Here is an 18,364-nt window from a genome sequence, read left to right on the forward strand (position 1 = left end):
TCACCTCCCCCCTCCTACTGGATGTGCCCAGGGTCCGGCCGGGGCTCTCCGCTCCTCGTCGGGGAGGGCCGGAGTGTCGAACCAGCCGTCCGCGAGCAGACGTTCGACGTGCAGTGCGGGCTCGCCGCCCAGCGGGACCACGACGGCATCGGGCTCTTCGGCGCGGACGGTCTCCCGCTCGAAGGGCGTGTTGTCGGCGAAGACGACGGCCTCCGGGGCGATGCCCAGCCGTGCTGCGACGGTGCGCACGCCCTCGGCCCTGGAGCCCCAGTCCGCGACGACGGTGGCGAAATGGTCGGCGCTCAGCGGGAATTCGGGATGCCCGGCCAGGGTGCGGGCGACGTCCTCAGGGTCGTTTCTGCTGCACACGGCGAGCAGGACGCCCTGCGAGGCGAGCTGTCCGACGGTGCGCTGGAAGGCACGGAAGGCCGCGCCGCGCAGAGTGCGGGTGCCGTCCAGATCGAGCACCAGGCACTTCTTGGCGGCTCCGCGCAGTCCGCGGATCAGGTGCGCGGCCTCACGGGCGTAGCCGGCCAGCAGCTCGGTGGTGCAGTGCGCGTCGGCGTAGGCGCCGGTGCGCGGCGCGTCGGCCCGCACTCCCGCGCTGGTGACCGGTTCCAGGTCGAGGACGGCGAGCCCGGCGGACGGGTCGGTCATGTACAGCAGATCGGCGTTGAACTGCCGCCACAGTCCGCCGAGTTCGGCGCGCTGGGTGAGCGAGGTGAGCTGGTGGGTGAAGCGGTGCAGCAGTGGCACGGTGTTCAGTACGAGGGTCGCCCCGGCGGGCGCGTACGCGGCGTGTGCCTCGGCCAGTTCGCCGAGCAGCCTGCGCTGCCGCTCGGCCGCGACGCTCACCTCGATCGGCTGCCACGGCGCGGTGACCTTGTCCCAGACGGTGAGCGGATCCAGCACGCACAGGGTGACGTCGGGGGCGTGGGCGTAGAGCGGGGAACGGGGATCGGCGAGCTCTCCCAGGTGGCCGCCGGTGCCGCACACCCGGATACGGGCCAGGATGCCGTGCCGCGCCAGCTGTCCGGTGAGCGCGGGCACCAGCTCGCCGACGGTTCCCCGCCCGGTGACCGCGACGCGCACGGTGGGGGTGTCCGGGTGGTGGGCGAGCACCTCGTCGGGGTCGAGCGGGGCGAGCACCCGTCCGGCGAAGTCGAGTTCGTCGCCGGCCGCGTCGGCCAGCAGCCCGCGCACGGCCGGGTACGCGGCGGCGAGCCTGCCCTGCGCGTGCAGCGTACGCAGGGACGGCGCGTGGCCGAGGTTCCCGTACCCGGTCGGCGTGCGGTCCCTCTCACGCATCGGGTGCCTCCTGAGGTGCTGCTCGCGGTGCCCCTTCCGGTGCCTCCACGGTGAATCCGGCACGGATCCATTTGCTGGACTCGACAGCCAGCGCCAGCGCCCGCTGTGCCCGGGTCAGGCGGGGCAGCAGGCGGTCGAGCTGGAGGAAGACCAGCGCGTTGCCGTTGTTGCCGGTCTCCGCGACACAGGAAACCGGCTCCCACTCGAATCCCTGGCCCAGCTCACTCGTGATCCGCTCGGTCATCCGGCCGCTGAGCTGCGGGGGAAGGAGGTAGTCCACGGTGTCGGGGCGCCAGCCCGAGACGGTCAGCAGCGTGTCCCGCAGCTCGCGGGCCAGCACCGGTACCCGGTGCTCCACCGCCTTGTAGTCCTCCGTCACCGCCGGGCCCCGCACCCCGCCGTTGCGCAGGTCGGCCGCGCCGAACCACTCGACGCGCTGCCCCGGGGGCAGTCCCAGCCCCGCCAGCCGGTGTTCGAGATGGGTGAGTACGGCCCGGGTGCCGGGGCGGTGCGTTCCGCTGACGACGGCGGCGCCCGCCCCGTCGCCGAACAGTACGTAGTTGACCAGCGCGCCCGGCGGCAGCTCGCGGAAGTCCTGCGCCAAATCCAGGTGTTTGCTGCACACGTCACCGCCGACCACCAGGCCGAGCCCGGACGGGCTGACGGCCAGCAGAGCGCGGGCCACGGCGAACGCCTGCACGGCGCCGCCGCAGCCGGACTGGAGCTGGTAGGCGGCGGCTCCCTCGATGCCCAGCCGGTCGGCCAGCAGCGCGGCCGTGGTGGGCATCAGCGCGTCCGGGGTGGCCGTGGCCAGCACGATGAAGCCGACCTCGGACGGTTCGGCACCGGCGTCCGCCAGCGCGCGGTCGGCCGCGTCGGTGCACAGGTCCTCCAGGGACCAGCGGACCCGCCCGCTGTCCAGATCCACGGCGAAGTGCCGGGTCCTGGTGCCGATGAACGTCTCCACCCACGCGGAGGGGATGCCGAGGCGGTGGGAGAGCCGGTCGTTGCCGACCGGCTCGCCGGGCAGCGCGGTACCCATGCCCAGCACGTGCAGGGAGGGGGCACCCGCCGCCGCTGCCGCGCGGGCGCGGGCCATCACACGGCCGCCGGTGCCAGCAGGCCGCGCAGATAGGCGGCGAGGGAGCCGATGCTCACCAGGCTGGAGAGCATCTCGGGCAGCGACAGCTCGCCCAGCTCGGGAAAGCGGACTTCCAGCCGGTATTTGAGCTCCATCAGCATCACGGAGTCGAAGCCCAGGTCGTCGTAGAAGCGCACTTCCTCTTTCAGCTCGGTGGGGGCCCTCCCGGTGATCTCGGCCACCACGATGCGGATTCCGGCGAGGAGGTGCCCCTGTCCGTTGATTGCGGACTGCGGGTGCGTTGTGGTTGCTGGGGGCACCTCCCGGCCGGAGGCTGGGGGAGCAGTTCCCCGCGCCCCTTGACAGGGACCCCGCAAAGCTTGGGAGGTCTGCGCCAGAGGCGCAGGGCCGGCAAGCGCAGCGCCCTTCGCGGGGTACGCGGACTCGTACCAGGACCGCCAGTGGGTGGCGAAGACATGCGGCTGCATCCGCACGATGCGCCGGTCGGCTTCGGCGTACAGGCGGTCCCACTCGGGGTCGAGGCCGTCCTGGTAGAGGCGGGCCACAACTTCAGCGAGCTGCCGGGGACCGGAGTCGGCATTCCGGCAAGGAGCCAGCGCAGCGACCCCGCGGGCCGCGGTGATACGGCGCAGCAGCCCGGTGAGCACCGGCTTGGGGCCGATCTCCACGATGTGGGTGGGCGGTTCGGCGCACAGCGAGCCGACGGCCTCCTCGAACCGTACGGTCGCCGGGATCTGCGCCGTCCAGTACGCGGCGTCCAGCGCGGCCCCCTCGGGCAGCTGCCCGCCGTACACCGTCGAGTGGAACGGGATCCGCGGCGGCGCCCCCGGCACCTCGTCCGCCGCGTCGGCGAAGGCGTCCAGCATCGGCTCCATCAGCGGCGAGTGGAAGGCGTGCGAGACGGTCAGCGGGGTGCAGCCGAAGCCGCCCCGGTCCAGCCGCTCCCGGATCCGGGCCAGCCCCGCCAGATCGCCGGAGAGAACCGTGGCGCCGGGGGCGTTGACGGCGGCGACCGCGCACAGCGGCTCGTCCTCGGCCAGGGCCCGCGCTTCCCGGGCGCGGGCCCGGGTGGCGAGCATGCCGCCGCCCTCGGGCAGCGCCTCCATCAGCGCGCCCCGCCGCGCCACCAGCCGGGCCGCGTCGGCCAGTTCCAGCCCGCCGGCGAGCACCGCGGCGGCGAACTCGCCGATGCTGTGCCCGATCACCGCGCACGGCCGCAGCCCCAGCTCCGTCAGGGTCCTGGCCAGCGCGTACTCGACGGCGAACAGCGCGGGCTGGGTGAGCCCTGTGCGGTGCACACGCTCGCTGCCGCCCAGGATCAGCTCGTGCACCGGCTCGCCGGTCCAGGGGCGCAGCGCGGCCGACGCGTCCTGGAGGAAGCCGCGGTAGAGCGGCGAGCCCGCGTACAGCGCGGCCGTCATGCCGGGGTACTGCGACCCCTGACCGGTGAACGCGAAGGCCACCATGGGCTCTTCGGTGGCGGCGACCGGCTCCGGCATCGACCCGGCCGCCGTCCGCAGCTCTTCGGCCAGCTCCTGAGGGGTGCCGGCCACCGTGGCGAACCGGCACGGCTGCGCCGACCGCACCCGGTTGCTCGTACGGCACAGGGCCGCCAGATCCCCGTCCGGAGCGGCTTCGGCAGCCGCCGCCTGGACGCGGAGGTTCTCGCGCAGCGCGTCGGGGGTGTCGGCGGAGAGGGTGAACACACCGGGTGCCGTCCCGTGCCCCGATTCGGGTGGCGGTGTGTGCGGTGCCGGGCCCAGGACGAGGTGGGCGTTGGTGCCGCCCATGCCGAAGCTGGAGACGCCGACCCGGCAGCCGGGCCCCTCGGCGGCCAGCTCCAGCGGTTCCGTCACCAGCTCCATACTCCGTTTGGCCAGGCCCAGTTGGCCGTTCTCGGTTCCCACGGACGGGCCGGGCGGCACGGTGCCGTGGTGCAGCGCCAGCACGGCTTTGACCAGCCCCGCCATTCCCGCGGCGCCCTCGGTGTGACCGATGGCGGCCTTGACGGAGCCGAGCGCGAGCGGTGCCGCGCGCGGGCCCTGCCTGGCGCCCAGCGCGTCGTCGAGGGCGAGCACCTCGATGAGGTCGCCGAGCGCGGTGCCGGTGCCGTGCGCCTCGACGTAGCGGATCTGGTCGGGCTCCGCGCCCGCGCGCACGCACGCGGCCGTGACGACCTCCCGCTGGGCCGCCCGGTGCGGAGCCATGATGCCGTTGCTGCGCCCGTCCTGGTTGACGGCGCTGCCGTGGATCACCGCGTACACCGGGTCGCCGTGTTGTACGGCCTCGTCGAGCCTGCGCAGCGCCACCACGCCCACGCCCTCGCCACGGCCGATGCCGTCGGCCTCGGCGGCGAACGGCTTGCAGCGTCCGTCGGCGGCGGCGAGCCCGGCCTGCTGGTAGATCTGGTCCAGCGCGGTGCCGATGACGATGTTGACGCCGCAGGCCAGCGCCAGGTCGCACTCGTCGGTCAGCAGCGCGTTGCAGGCCAGGTGCACGGCCACCAGCGACGAGGAGCAGGCGGTGTCCACGGTGAGGCTGGGGCCGCGCAGATCGAGCTGGTAGGCGAGCCGGTTGGCGAGCATCGAGCGTCCGCTGCCGGTGCCGGTGCGGGGTGTGATGCCCGCGGGGTCGGCCAGCGCCAGCCGCGCCCAGTCGTCGGACATGGCGCCGACGTAGGTCCCGGTGCGGCTGCCGGCCAGCTCGGGCGGCGGCACCCCGCAGTCCTCGACGGCCCGCCAGGCACACTGCAACAGCAACCGCTGCTGCGGATCCATGGCGGCTGCCTCGGCGGTGGAGATGCCCAGGAAGCCGGGGTCGAAGGCGTCGGCGTCGGCGAGGAACGCGCCCTTGGCCCCGGCGCGGAACCGGGACGGCGGAGGGCTGCCGACGGCGTGCGCGGAGCCGTTCAGCAGCCGCCAGTACGCGGCCGGATCCGGCGCCCCGGGAAAGGCGCAGTCCAGGCCGACGACCGCGACCGCACGCGAACTCGGCTGCGGCGCCGGTCGGTTGGCCGCCGTTCCGTTGGCCGACTCGGGGCGGGGCATCGTCACACCTCCGCTGATCCGTCGGCGCGTGCGTGGCCGCCTCTGCGCGCGTACTCGTCGGCGAGGCAGCGGGCCAGCGCCTCGACGGTGGGGTGGTCCCAGGCGACGGTGGGCTCCAGATACAGCGCGAACTCGTCCTCGATGTCGCCGTAGAGGCTCAGCGCGGCGACGGAGTCCAGCCCGTACTCCGCGAACGGCGTGCGCGGGTCGATGTCCTCGGCGGGCCGGCTCAGGAACTCCGCGAGCCGGGCGGTCAGCCACCGCGCGAACTCGCGCTCACCCGGCTGCGCGTGCAACGCCGCGCGGGCCGGCGTACGGGTCCCTGACGGGTCCGGGGCCTGCGCCCCGGTCGGTTGCGGCACCATGGCATGCTCCTCGTCCTGCTCCTCAGCCGGCGAGCGGGGTGTCGTACAGGTCGTAGCTGCGGGCCTCGTGGTACCGCGACAGCACCTCGTCCAGCAGATGTTCCTCCCAGCCGGCGGGCAGCTTGGGCAGCGGACGGCCGAGCCGCTTGGCGAGCCGGGTGAGGGCGACGGTCAGCCACACCGGTGAGGCGAGGAAGTCCGTGGAGGCGGCGTGCGGGTCCGCCTCCCCATCCGGGTCCGGGGCGCCGCCCTGGTTGCGCCATACGCCGAGGCAGGCCGCCGCCGCCAGCAGCAGTGCGTAGCGGTCCGCACCTGCGTAGGCACGCGGACTGGCCAGCACGGTACGGTCCTTGGCGGGCATGGCGGAGCACTCCTCCTGGAGGCCGCGCAGCTCCGCCTCAAGCTCCCCGGCCAGCGCGACCATCGCCTCGCCGTACTCGCCGGTACGGGCACCGATGCCCGCGCCCTCCGCGCCGCCCTCGCCCGCCAGTTCGTCGGCGACGCCCACCAGGGAGCACGCCAGCCCGTCCGCGGTGGCCACCAGTTCCAGCCGCCCGGGGTCCAGCGGCGGCAGCGGGTCGCGGATCCGGAAGAGCCCATCCGGTGCCGGTGGTCCCGTGAACCAGGCGGTGCGGGCCAGCCGGGGCAGCTGCGGGATGATCGTCGCCTGGCAGGCCGCGGTTCCCGCGTGTCCGAGGCTGATCATCGGCAGGTCCCGTACGTGCTTCTGGAAGGCGCCGTACTCGCCGCCGCGCACATAGAAGTTGGCGCCCAGGACGACGGACAGGTCGTAGGTGGTATCCGTCAGCAGCTTCGGCAGCAGATACTTCACGGCTGCCGCGTACACGCTCGTCTCGGCGGGCAGCAGATGCACCGCGCGGGTGGCGACCAGCGCCAGACAGTCGCAGATCAGCAGGTCGGTGAAGGCGCCGACGAGAGTGGCGCGGGCGTGCGGGATCTCCAGCACCGAGCGGTTGTACAGCTGCCGGTTCAGCGCGAAGCTCACGGCGGTACGCAGCGCGGTGTCGCCCCCGCCCAGGATCATCGACGGCACGACGCTGCGGGTGATCTGGAAGGAACGCAGCGCCAGTTCGACACCGTCACCCAGCTCGCCGACGAGCGCGTCGCCGGACACGGGACAGTCGGTGAACTCGATTCCGGCGTTCTGGCAGCCGCGTACGCCCACGGTGGCGTAGCGCGGCAGATAGCGCAGATGGCCGTCCGGCAGCCGGTCCTTCTCCACCAGCAGCACGGAGTGGCTGCGGCTGCCCGCGGCGTCGTCCGTGCGGCTGAAGAGGACGAGCGCCTCGGCACGGACGACGTTGTTGATCACCTGCTTGACGCCGTCGAGCAGGAAACCACCGTCGGCGGTGGGGGTGGCCCGGAACTCGTTGCGTACGAAGTCGTTGCCGTGCGCCAGCTCGTGGTACGCGATGGCCAGCCGGCCGCCGCCCAGCAGCAGTTCGGCCACCCGCCGCCGCTGCTCGTCGGTACCGGCCGCCCAGACGGCGATGGCGGCGAGGAAGGAGGTGGCGCCGTAGCCGAGCCCCAGGCTGGCGTCCCTGCGGAAGACGGTACGCAGCACCCGGCCCATGGTGTCGACCCGCTCCAGCCTGCCGCCCCACTCCCGCGGTACGAACTCGGCGTTCAGCTGGAAGTCGGTCAGTACGTCCTCGGCCTCGGCGAGCAGTTCCCCCCGCTCGTCGGCGGCCAGCAGCGCGGTGATGCCCAGCGGGTTGTCCGGGTCGGACGGATCGCCGAAGCGGCGTTCCAGATCGGCGACACGGTGCTGGACCCGGAGCTCTTCTTCGGCTCCGGCGCCCTCGGTGTGCCCGGTGCCCTCGGTCGGCGTCAGCATGGCGGTCCCTCTGCTATGCGGCACGGGAGCAGCGAGAACAGCTCCCCCGCCGCGTACTGTGCGGCCATCCGTTCCAGCAGCCGCTCGTAGAGCGACTCCCGCGCCTCCTCCTCCACCCCCCAGGGCCGCGGCAACGGCCCGGTACTGCCGGGTACAGCCTCCTCCAGCGCGCTCGAGAGCCGGTCCAGCACCGCCTGGAGCCACAGCGGCGACGGAGCGCCGTCGGCCTCGCCGGGCGGCTGTCCCTCGCGCCAACCTCCGTCGTACGGCCCGCTGTTGTGCCGCCACAGGCCCAGTGCGCAGGCGGCGGCGAAGCAGGCGCTGTAGCCGCGCGCCAGATCGAAGCTCTCCACGGGCGCCCCGCCGGGCAGCAGCCGGGCCGCGCCCATCCGGGCATGCAGCTCGCGGCACGCCGCTGTGAGGGTGGCTGCCGAGCGGGCCGCGGGCGCCAGCCGGGCGTCCGCGGCGGCCGCCCGTTCGAGGGCCGCTGTGCTCGTGGGCAGGGACGCCATCAGCGCGCTGCCGTCCCGGGCCAGCAGGCTCAGCCGGTCGGGCCGCAGATCCGGCAGCGGGCCGGTGAGGGAGAAGGTGGCGGCGTGCTGCTCCGGGTCGCAGGATCGGCCCGTCCGCCGGGCGAATCCGCGGGCCAGCGTGCGGAACTGGGCGGTGAGCGCGTACAGGTTCACCATCGTGTTGCCGTCGAAGATGCCCACTATGCGGTGGTCGCGCTCCAGCTTCTGGAACCGCCCGTGCGCGTGGTAGTCGCTGAGGAACGCCCGCGCTCCGAGCACCCCGCGCAGCCGCAGCAGCATCCGGTCGACCATGGTGGGCACCAGATACTTGGCGACCGCCGAGGTGACGCTCAGCTCGCCCGGCAGTGTGTGGATGCTGCGTGCCGCGACCGTGCTGAGCGCCTCGGCGGCCAGCAGATCTCCGTAAGCCTCCGCCAGCGTCCGCCGCACCTGCGGCAGATCCAGCATCCGCCGCCCGTACAACTCCCGCTCCGCGGCGAACCCGTGGGCGAGCCGCAGCCCGTGGTCGGCCGCGCCCAGCGACAGCGCCGTGCACAGCGAGCGGGTGATCTGCAGCGCCTTCAGTACGGTTTCCGGACCCTTGCCCTCCTGCCCCACCAGACAGTCGCGGGCCACCGGCGCCCCGTCGAAGGCGAGGCCGCTGATGTCGGCGCCCCGGATGCCGAGCGTGGGCACCTTGGGCAGGGTGCGGAAGGTGCCGGACGGCAGCTCCGCCTTGTCGACGAGGAGCAGGCTGAAGCCGCGCGGGCCGCCCTCGGGCGCCGTACGGGCCAGCAGGCAGACGAGGCGGCCGCGGGTGGCGTTGTTGATCAGCCACTTCTCACCGGAGATGCGGTAGCCGTCGGGTGTCGCCTCAGCGACGACCTCGCCCGCCATCAGGTCGCTGCCGTGGGCACGTTCGGTCAGTCCCAGCGAGACGGGCTCTCCGGCGCGCACCAGATCCGCCAGCCGCGCGGCCCCCGCGCCCTCCTCGGCGACCCAGATGCACACCGCGCCCAGAAAGGTCTTGCCGTGCCCGACGGCTGTCGTCAGATCCCGCCGGGCGAGGGTACGGATCAGCTCCAGCAGCTGCGGCAGGCAGGTGAGGGTGCCGCCGTACTGGGCGGGCACGTAGTAGTGCTGGAGCCCCAGCTCGTCGAGCGCGGCACAGGCGGCGGAGGGGAACTCCTCCGCGGCATCCGCGCGCGCGGCGGTGGCGTAGCCGAACGGCCCGGTGCTGTCGTGCGGGTCACCGAGCCAGGCGTCCAAGCGTTCGGCGAGCGGCCAGCGCGCGGCGGACGCCGCCTCGCGCTCCTGCCGCGTACGCCGCCCGCGCAGCACCGTCATCCCCGCTCCCCCGCAGCACGGCGGCTGCCTGCGCGCGCGTCGGCCCCGGCGTCGACCAGCTTGCGCACCTCGGGGGCGACCACCTCGTGCAGCGGCTGGATCTGTCCCTCCAGGAACATCTGCCGCATGGCGCGGCGTTGCAGCTTGCCGCTGGTGGTCCTGCGCACGGTCCCCGGACGCACCAGCAGCACGTTCTCCGCGGCGACCTCGAACTCCCGGGCCACGCACTGCTGCACATCCGCCGCCAGCGACGCCAGCTGGGTGTCGTAGTTACGGCTGGTGCGTACCTCCTGGACGACGACCACATGGTCGCGGTCCGACTCCACCGAGAACGCGGCACTGGAGCCGAAGAGCGCGCTGACCTGCTGCACGCTGCGCTCGATGTCCTGCGGGTACAGATTGCGGCCGGCGACGATCATGATGTCCTTGAGCCGTCCGGTGACGAACAGCTCCCCGCCGTCCAGCACTCCCAGGTCCCCGGTGCGCAGGAACCCCTCGGTACCGTCGGCAGTGGTGGCGCGGAAGGCGTGCGCGTTGTCCAGCGGCCGGTTCCAGTAGCCGTGCGCCACGCTGTCCCCGCGCACCCACACCTCGCCGACCCGTCCGTCCGGCAGCTGCGCATGGCTCTCGGGGTCGACGATCCGCACCTCGCAGCCGCGCGGGATGCCCGAACTGACCAGGGTGCGGCTCGGCCTGGCAGGCCGCGCGTCGCACAGGGAGTGGTGCTCCAGGTCGCCCGAGTCGACGGTGCGCTCCAGCGCCGGGGCGCCCGGTGTCCCGCCGGAGACCAGCAGGGTGGCCTCGGCCAGCCCGTAGCAGGGGTAGAACGCCGAGCGGCGGAACCCGGTGGGGGCGAACCGCTCGGCGAACGCGTCCATCGTCTCAGCGCGCACCGGCTCGGCCCCGTTGACGGCCGTCGTCCAGCGGGAGAGGTCCAGCCCCCGCATCTGCTCATCAGTGACGCGGCGCAGACACAGGTCGTAGCCGAGGTTGGGGCCGCCGCCCGTGGTGATGCCGTAGGTGTCGACCATCCGCAGCCAGTTGACAGGTCGCTTGACGAAAGTGATCGGCGGCATCAGCACCCCTCTGCCGCCCAGCCACAACGGGTGCAGCAGATGGCCCGCCAGCCCCATGTCGTGGTGGAACGGCAGCCAGCCGCCGACCACCGAGTCGGCCGTCGTGCGCATTCCCTGCCGGATGGCCTCCTGGTTGGCCAGCATGTTCCGGTGCGTCACCATGACGCCCTTGGGGTCGCTGACCGACCCGGAGGTGTACTGGAGGTAGGCCACGTCGTCGGGGAAGAGCCCGGGCTCGTGCCACTCGGGCGCGGGCGCGCTGTTCGTGCTCGTCGCCCGGTCGGTGGCCAGGCAGACGACCTCGGAGTGGCCGATGGTGGCCAGGAGTTGGGAGACGGCGGAGGCGTTCGCGGAGTCCGTCATCAGATAGCTGACGGCTGCGTCCTTGATGATGTTCGCGACGCGCTCCACGTTCTGCCGGGCGCCGCTGGGGGGTGGCGCCGGAACGGCCACGGCGCCGGCGAGCAGACAGCCCAGGAAGCTGGTGACGAACTGCGCCCCGTCGGTGTGCAGGATCAGCACCCGCTGCCCGTGACAGCCACGCTCCTGGAGCCAGGCCGCCAGGTGCAGGGAGCGCGTGCCCAGGTCGCCGTAGCTGAGGGAATCGGCTTCGAGTCCGTCGTCGCGGCCTGCCCGGACGAACTGGTAAGCGGTCGCTTCGGGCCGCTCGTGGATTCTCCGCAGTGCGAGTTCCGAGAAGTTCCTGGGCACAGCCATCATCGCCCCCATAGCCCCGTTGGCGACCCGCCCGACGGGCGGGCCGTTTCAGACGACCCGCGAACGTGTCATCTCTGGCCAGAGCTTGACTCGACCCTCTCAAGTCCCCCTTTATTCACCGTGGATCCTTGCGGATCGGGAGCCGTCGCTTTGTTCTCCCGCACCTCGAAGTGCGGGACCACCCAGAGCATTCCGTATGTGGAGAGGGCCCTCCATATCACCGTCAACGCCTTGCGAACCCACACGTTTCCTCCCGGGGGGCAGCCGATTGGGCCCCCAGCGTGAGAGCTCCCACTCGTGGACGGCTCTAGACCCCGACTCCCCCCCGGTTTCCGGCCAGGGGGTGCCACTGCCCGTGGCACGCGGGCTGCGGGCGCATTGTGCTTGCTCGCGCAGTTCCCCGCGCCCCTTCGGGGCGCGTCCCCCTGCGGAGCTTGGGAGGTCTGCGCCAGAGGCGCAGGGCTGGCAAGCGCAGCCCCCACGCCGGGCAAGCGGAATGCCGGTGTCAGCCCTCACCTTCGGCGGGACGCCCTAGGCGCAACGCGGCGTCTATGAGGGGCACATGGCTGAAGGCCTGCGGAAAGTTGCCGACCAACCGTTGGCGCGCGGTGTCGAACTCCTCCGCGAGGAGGCCCACATCGTTGCGGAGGGCGAGGAGGCGCTCGAAGAGGCGGCGGCCCTCGGCGGGGCGGCCGATGAGGGCGAGGTCGTGGGACAGCCAGAAGGAGCAGGCGAGGAAGACGCCCTCGCCCCCCGGCAGCCCGTCCCCCTCGCCGGTGACGGGGTAGCGCCGTACGAACCCGTCCTCGCACAGTTCCCGCTGCACCGCCTCCACCGTGCCGACGACCCGCGGGTCGTCCGGCGGCAGAAAACCCACCTGCGGTATCAGCAGCAGTGAGGCGTCCAGTTCCCGCGAACCGTAGGACTGGGTGAAGGTGTTGCGGTCCGCGTCGTACCCCTTGGCGCACACCTCGCGATGCACATCGTCACGCAGGGCACGCCACCGCGCGACGGGGCCGTCCAGGCCGAGCCGGGACAGCCGGCGCACCGTGCGGTCGGCGGCCACCCAGGTCATCACCTTGGAGTGGGTGAAGTGCCGCCTGGGGCCGCGTACTTCCCAGATGCCCTCGTCGGGCTCCCGCCAGTTGGACTCCAGATAGTTCATCAGCTTCATCTGGAGGATGTGCGTGCTGTCGTCACGTACGTCGGGCGTCAGCCCGGAGGTCTGGCCGAGCCACAGCGTGTCGACGACCTCCCCGTACACATCCAGTTGGAGCTGGTCGGCGGCGCCGTTGCCGATACGTACCGGCCGGGAGCCCTCGTATCCGGGCAGCCAGGCCAGCTCGGACTCGGCGAGCTCCCGCTCACCGGCGACGCCGTACATGATCTGGAGGTTCTGCGCGTCCCCGGCGACGGCCCGCAGCAGCCACTCGCGCCAGCGCCGGGCCTCCTCGCGGTAGCCGGTACGCAGCAGCGCGCCCAGTGTGATGGCGGCGTCCCGCAGCCAGGTGTAGCGGTAGTCCCAGTTGCGCACCCCGCCGAGTTCCTCGGGCAGCGAGGTGGTGGGCGCGGCGACGATGCCGCCGGTGGGCGCGTAGGTGAGGGCCTTGAGGGTGATGAGGGAGCGGACGACGGCCTCCCGCCAGCGCCCGGTGTAGCTGCACTGCGCTGTCCACCCGGCCCAGAACCGCTCGGTGCCGCACAGCAGTTCGTCCGCGTCGGGCCGGGGCGGCGCCGCCAGATGCGAGGGCTGCCAGCTGAGGGTGAGCGTCACCCGCTGCCCCGCGGCGACGGCGAAGTCCGCATGGGTGGTCAGGTCGCTGCCGTACGTATCGGCCTCGGTGTCCAGCCACAGCGAGTCGGGCCCCGCGACGGCGACCGTACGGTCCGCGAGCCCGGTGGCACGCTGCCCGCCCTCCCGCCGCACCCACGGCACGACACGGCCGTAGCTGAACCGCATCCGCAGCGCGGAACTCATCCGCACCCGCCCGGAGACGCCCTCCACGATCCGCACCAGGCATGGCGCCGCGTCCCGGCGCGGCGGCATGAAGTCGATGACGCGTACGGTGCCCTCGGGCGTGTCCCACTCGGACTCCAGCACGAGTGAGTCGCCCCGGTAGCGGCGCCGCGCGGCAGCCTCCCCGGGCGCCGGACCGCGGGCGGCGGGCGCCAGCCGCCAGAACCCGTGCTCGTCGGTGCCGAGTAGGCCCGCGAAGACCGCGGGCGAGTCGAAGCGCGGCAGACACAGCCAGTCCACCGAGCCGTCCCTGGCGACCAGCGCAGCTGTCTGCATGTCACCGATCAGCGCGTAGTCCTCGATCAGCGTCGCCACCCGGCCTCCCCGAAACCGCCGTAGGGCCCACGGCCCCACCAGCACAAGCGCCCCCTGTGGAGCCTCGCTAGAGCCCCGCTGGGGCACCCCGCAGCGGGTCCGGCGGCCGACGGGCTGGGCACGGCGCGTACCCGGTAGGTGCGGCAGAGCGCGGCACGTAACCGGTACGTGCGGCGGTGCGACTCAGCGGCACGTAACCGGTACGTGCGCCGCCGCGGCTCAGCGCAGGCCCAGGCACGGCAGCCAGCTGCGGCTTCCGCCCGTCGCGGTCAGCATGGCGGCGAGGGCGCCGCCCGCACCGCCCAGCAGCCCGCACCGTTCCTCGGCCAGGGCCGCCAACTCGTCCTCGTGCGCGACGAGATGGCACAGCAGGCGGCTCCGCAGCGCGGTGGCGGCGGGCAGCCCGCCGTGGCGGTGCAGCGCGTCGGCGATCGCCAGCACGCCCGCAGCGCCGTGGCACAGACCGAGCCGGTCGCCGGGGTGGTCCCCGAAGAGGTGGTAGCCCTCGTGGAAGCCCTCGGCCAGCGAGGTGAAGGCGGTCGCAGCCCAGGCGGATGCCGCCCCGTCGCCGAGCGCGTCGGCGGCCTCCCACAGCGCCCAGGAGACGCCGGGCGTGCCGTAGCACCACCCTTGGCGCGCGTTTCCGCCGGGCAGCCGCGGAGCTCCGGCGGGCCCACTGGCGTTCCAGCTGCGGATGTCCCGCGCGTCGTCGAAGGACTCGCCCGTCAGCCAGTGGCAGGTGTGACCGAGTGCGGCGGTCAGTTCGGGGCGCGGGCCCAGTCGCCGTACGGCCGCGCTGAGCGCCGCCGTGACACCCGCGACGCCGTGCCCCATACCGGTGTTGATCCGCCCGTGCAACCATCCCAGCAGCGGGTGGTCGGGGTAGTGGGCGCGCAGACCGGGCAGTTCGGGCGTGTCGCAGAGGGCCGCGAGGTGCTCCGCGTATGCGGTCAGCCCCACCAGGCCGGGAGCGTTTCCGTCCGCGACGCCGTCGGTCAGCCCCTTTCCGAAGCCCTTGGGCGCGCGCCTGTCGTCCGCGCCGGCCGGCATGCTTCGCGCGCCGGCCGCCCTGTCCCGCGTACTCCTCGCGTGGGGCAGGTCCGCGGTCAGCACGAGGAGGACGCCGGAGGGGCCGAGGATCAGGTCGTAGTCGGGGAACGTCACCGCCCCGTACGGCACTTGGCCGCTGACGGGCCGGTCCAGCAGCCGGTCCCGCAGCCGGTCGGCGACCGGCTGCAGTGCCGGGTGCAGTACGGCGCACTGCCGCAGCCCCACCAGCGTCCCGGCCAGCCCGCCGTCGTACAGCCCGCGGTGGCCGGGGCCGCGGCCCGCCGCACGGGCCCACACGGCGCAGGCGCGGGCGGCGACCGCCGCCGCCTCGGCGCTTCCGACCGCGGCCACCTGCCGCGCCAGTACGGGGATTCCGGGGTCACCTGCGGGTTCGGGCGGCGTGCCGACGGATACGTCGGGCGGGCGCTGTACCGCGGCCTGTCTGGCGCGGTCGGCCCATCGGTCGAGCGCGGCGACGGCGACCCGTAGGGCCACCGCACGGATCCCGGCGTCGGTGAGAGCGTGCTGGGTCATGGCGGGGTGCCTCCCATCGGTCGATGAAGGTGTCCGGGGAGCCGCCCGGCCCGCTGCCGGGCGGCTCGTGGCAGCCATCGGCCCTGTACGGGCCGAGAAGCGGTGCGGGTCAGCAGATCACTACGGATCCGCAGACGACGATCGTGCGGAGTTCGCTGTGATCGGCCTTCGGCGAGGGCTCCGCCAGTTCGCTCTCGGTGACCCGCGCGTCGGGGCTGCGGCAGGGTCCTCGGCTCCGCCCCGGGTCGGCCCGCCGCACTCGGGCCGAGGTCGCACCTTGTGGCGGCGGCGTCAGTGCCGGGGTGGTGTGCCCTCATGGGGGAGCCCTCCCTCGGCTGCCAGCGCGTCGGTCATGATGCTCTGGCGGGCCAGGGACAGTCGGCCGCGGTTCCAGTGGAAGACCGTGAAGTAGGCGGCGGCCGTACGCGGACCCACTGTCGCCTGACCGGCCTCGAAGTACCCCTTCCGCCAGCGGGTGGCCGCCTGGCGGACCGCCTCGGCATGCCGGGTCAGCGCAGGGCGGCGCTTCTCCGGGAAGGCACGCAGAGCCTCTTCGCGGGACGCACGCCAGTACGCGACGATCCCAGCGGCGGCCTGCCGCCGTGCCTCCGGATCGACGCCCGCCGCCGCGCCGCGCAGCCCGCGTCCCGCCTCACGGCTCACGGCGTGCCACACCCCCCGGTGCTCCCAGCCGACGATGCCCAGCCCGGCGAAAAGTTCCCGCAGCAGCAACAGCGAATGCCGCCAGGCCGTCAACTGGCCCTCGCTACCGCCGTGCTGGGCGTGGTGATCCAGCCAGGCGAAGGAATCGAGGGTGAACAGGTCGTGCACGTACGCCATCGATGCCGGACCGCCGAACAGATACTGCTCCGGCTCGTACACCACCGACACCGGCCGCGTCCGTGCCCCCTGGCACCGGTCGAGCCGACGCAGCAGCGCGGCGCGCAGCGGTTCGACGTCATCCGCCCCTGACGCCTGAAAGCGCACCCGCATTCCGGGTTCCTTGTGCATGAAGAAGAAGTTCCGCGCCCGGTCGGCACCGAGGAATTCCCGTGCCACGACACCGAGTTCCGCGCAGAAATGCGCGCGGGCCCGCTCCTCCCGCTCCACCGCCAGATTGACCTGCGTCCAGGGCGGGTCGGCCCTCGTGTCCCGCGCGGCGGCGAGCCCCGCGGCAACACCGGCCGACAGGGCCGCCCGACCACGCGATCGCAACTCCCGCAGCCGCTCTCCGACAACGGACCGGGTATGCGGCGGACGCAGCAAATACCAAGCATCGGGCAATTTCCAGCCCCTTTCGCCGGTGATTACGCTGCCGCAATCACGTCATAAAAGGGACTTGCCCGCCTTTCCGATCACCCAACGACCGACCCGGATTCTTCATATGACCGGCAGTTGTGCGCCGGTGACCCGAGGGCGGACTGCGGGCGCCAGGGGAAGCGGGGGAGGCGCCCGGTCGTCAGTCCTGCGAGGGCCCCGTGGCAGCAGTTCCCGTTGTGGCATGGGCATCCGGCGGGGCATGGGCACCCGCCGGGGCGAGGGCTTCCGCCGGGGTGGCCGCTCCGGCCAGCGCCTTCTGGCCGGGGGCAGCCAGGTCGGCGGCCTTCGTACGGGCGGTGGCGGCCAGCGCCGCGCGGCCCAACTCGTCGGCGAGGCGCGCCTGGCCGAGCCAGTTGTAGGGGCTGGTGGGGCGCAGGTTGAGGCGTTCGCTCAGCAGGGTGCGGGCCAGTTCGCAGCGGCGGGCACGCAGCGCCGCCTCGACCAGCGTGCGCTGCACGGCATCCCGCTGCGCATGGCTGCCGCCGAACGTATGGAGCCGCCCACGCAGCGGCAGCAGCAGGTCCACAGTCTCTTCGTACCGTCCCCGCGCGAAGGCGATCAGCGCCCGGCAGACCGGAAGCCCGATCTCCGCCGTCATTGTGTGGTTGGTGACGCCGGGGAGCGGACGCGCCGCCCACTCCGTACGGTCGGCCACCAGCGCCTCGGCCTCGCGCACCCGACCGGCACCCAGGTACGCCATGACGGCATGGGTGTCGTTGAAGGCGTAGTGCGGACCGTCGCCGCGCGCCGCCCAGGCGTCGGCGAGCGGCCCCCAGCGGTCGCCGACAGCCCGCCGGGCCTCCTCGCCCTCCAGGTAGAGCCGCCACAACAGCGCGGCCGCGTCCAGCAGTTCGAGGGCCAGACCCGCGGAGGAGGCGGGGTCGAGCACGGCGTCGTAGATCTCCAGCACGCGGCCCGTATCGCCGGCCTCCAGCGCATAGAGGGCGTAGTGCCACCAGTTGTGCACCGCCATCATGTTGTTGGCGCCCCAGTCCGGCGTGCGCGCGTCGAGATAGCGGATGCCCTCCGCGAAGCGCCCCTGCATCTCGAGGGTGTGCACGACCGCGTGGATGCCCCACACATCGTACGGCTGGCGCTCCACGGCAGCCGACGCCATCTCCTCGGCCCGGGTGTAGTGGCCCGACTCCTCCAGACCGAAGCCGAACATGCCCAACAGCGGCCCGTAGTGCGGATCGTCCTCGTCCCACGCCGTCAGCGCCCCGGCGATCCGGTCGCGCAGCGATGCGGCGTTCCCGGTGAAGAAGTCGATCTGGTGCCCTACGGTCAGCGCCAGAGTGTCCCGCGGCCAGCAGACGTTGATCTCGCGCAACAGCTCCCCGGCCCGCTCGACGTCCCCGCCGAGCCAGACGGACGCGGCACACAGGTGGGCCCGCTCGCGCTCGGTGAACCCGCTGTTGTCCGCCTCGGCACGGAACCGCGCGAACTCCTCACCCGCGGCCGCCGCCTGCGTCTGCTCCGTACCGAGCAGACCCAGATACGCCGCGAACACCTGGCCCATCGGCGCCCCTGGCGCCACCCGGCGCATCGCCCCGACGGACTCGGCTACATCACCCCGGAAGAACAGCAGCGAGTCCACCGCGCTCTCGTACCACGCCGCTGCCTCCGCACCGCCCTCCCCACTGCCGAGCCCACTCATCTCCAACCCGTGCCGGTCCCGCCGCCGAGAGCCGGCCCGCCCAGCCCGCGCCGTCTCGCCCGGACCACCTTGCCCGGAGGCGGCGGTCCCCTCCACCTGGTCCGATCCCACCGGGGCCCCGCCCTCTGGGACCTGGTCC

At 73.2% G+C, this 18,364-nt stretch carries 11 protein-coding genes; all 11 read right to left on the reverse strand.

Annotated features, from left to right (window positions below):
* Positions 1-1,308: a hypothetical protein gene (locus ACQEU8_RS26785; protein ID WP_433105438.1), complete on the reverse strand. Its 1,308-nt coding sequence runs from the start codon at positions 1,306-1,308 to the stop codon at positions 1-3.
* The gene (locus ACQEU8_RS26790) at positions 1,301-2,407 is read right to left on the reverse strand and encodes a 3-oxoacyl-ACP synthase III family protein (RefSeq protein WP_433108730.1); all 1,107 of its coding nucleotides are present in this window, start codon (positions 2,405-2,407) and stop codon (positions 1,301-1,303) included. Before ACQEU8_RS26790 ends, ACQEU8_RS26785 begins: the two co-directional genes overlap by 8 nt.
* The gene (locus tag ACQEU8_RS26795) at positions 2,407-5,457 is read right to left on the reverse strand and encodes a type I polyketide synthase (RefSeq protein WP_433105440.1); all 3,051 of its coding nucleotides are present in this window, start codon (positions 5,455-5,457) and stop codon (positions 2,407-2,409) included. Before ACQEU8_RS26795 ends, ACQEU8_RS26790 begins: the two co-directional genes overlap by 1 nt.
* Positions 5,458-5,459: 2 nt before the next feature.
* Positions 5,460-5,822 carry an acyl carrier protein gene (locus ACQEU8_RS26800; protein WP_433105442.1) on the reverse strand — a complete coding sequence of 121 codons (363 nt, stop codon included), beginning with the start codon at positions 5,820-5,822 and terminating at the stop codon, positions 5,460-5,462.
* A gap of 22 nt (positions 5,823-5,844) precedes the next feature.
* Positions 5,845-7,680: an acyl-CoA dehydrogenase family protein gene (locus ACQEU8_RS26805; protein ID WP_433105444.1), complete on the reverse strand. Its 1,836-nt coding sequence runs from the start codon at positions 7,678-7,680 to the stop codon at positions 5,845-5,847.
* Positions 7,674-9,539 carry an acyl-CoA dehydrogenase family protein gene (locus ACQEU8_RS26810; protein WP_433105446.1) on the reverse strand — a complete coding sequence of 622 codons (1,866 nt, stop codon included), beginning with the start codon at positions 9,537-9,539 and terminating at the stop codon, positions 7,674-7,676. The genes ACQEU8_RS26805 and ACQEU8_RS26810 overlap by 7 nt, the downstream gene beginning before the upstream one ends.
* Positions 9,536-11,332, reverse strand: a complete 1,797-nt coding sequence (locus ACQEU8_RS26815; protein ID WP_433105448.1) for a fatty acyl-AMP ligase — start codon at positions 11,330-11,332, stop codon at positions 9,536-9,538. Before ACQEU8_RS26815 ends, ACQEU8_RS26810 begins: the two co-directional genes overlap by 4 nt.
* Positions 11,333-11,837: 505 nt before the next feature.
* Positions 11,838-13,664: a glycoside hydrolase family 15 protein gene (locus ACQEU8_RS26820; RefSeq protein ID WP_433105450.1), complete on the reverse strand. Its 1,827-nt coding sequence runs from the start codon at positions 13,662-13,664 to the stop codon at positions 11,838-11,840.
* A gap of 219 nt (positions 13,665-13,883) precedes the next feature.
* Positions 13,884-15,248, reverse strand: a complete 1,365-nt coding sequence (locus tag ACQEU8_RS26825) for a lanthionine synthetase LanC family protein (RefSeq protein ID WP_433105452.1) — start codon at positions 15,246-15,248, stop codon at positions 13,884-13,886.
* 291 nt (positions 15,249-15,539) lie between these two features.
* Positions 15,540-16,532: a thiopeptide-type bacteriocin biosynthesis protein gene (locus ACQEU8_RS26830; RefSeq protein WP_433105454.1), complete on the reverse strand. Its 993-nt coding sequence runs from the start codon at positions 16,530-16,532 to the stop codon at positions 15,540-15,542.
* Positions 16,533-16,707: 175 nt separating this feature from the next.
* Positions 16,708-18,225 carry a tetratricopeptide repeat protein gene (locus ACQEU8_RS26835; RefSeq protein ID WP_433108732.1) on the reverse strand — a complete coding sequence of 506 codons (1,518 nt, stop codon included), beginning with the start codon at positions 18,223-18,225 and terminating at the stop codon, positions 16,708-16,710.
* Positions 18,226-18,364: the final 139 nt, after the last annotated feature.

The sequence above is a fragment of the Streptomyces sp. CA-250714 genome, assembly GCF_050936705.1.
Lineage (GTDB): Bacteria > Actinomycetota > Actinomycetes > Streptomycetales > Streptomycetaceae > Streptomyces.